This is a genomic window from Photorhabdus sp. RM96S (assembly GCF_042879335.1).
Classification (GTDB): domain Bacteria; phylum Pseudomonadota; class Gammaproteobacteria; order Enterobacterales; family Enterobacteriaceae; genus Photorhabdus; species Photorhabdus kayaii.
Genome location: NZ_JBHFKT010000247.1, coordinates 1 through 273 on the forward strand (window position 1 = coordinate 1; position 273 = coordinate 273).

Annotated in this window: 1 protein-coding gene; it reads right to left on the minus strand. The window is 60.4% G+C overall.

Going from position 1 to position 273, the window contains the following annotated elements:
• The coding region (locus ACGF49_RS25200; RefSeq protein WP_387493527.1) for a toprim domain-containing protein at positions 1-273 on the minus strand (273 nt) is incomplete at both ends.

Genomic DNA, 273 nt, shown 5'->3' on the forward strand with positions numbered 1-273 from the left:
CGCCATGCCTCGATACCGGCTTCCAGTAAATCAGCCGCCACACTGGCCGCGCCACGGTCTCCGGCCTCGTCCCGGTCAAAGGCAATCAGCACCCGTTTCACGCCGTGATACTGCAAGGCTTCGAGGTGCTCACGGTTAAACCCGTTCACCCCGAACGCGGCAATCACGTTGCGGAACCCGGCACACCAGAACGTCATGGCATCGATCAGCGCTTCGCACAGGATAATTTCCGAAGCGGCTTTCATCGCTTCCTCATTCCAGACCCCGGCCAAC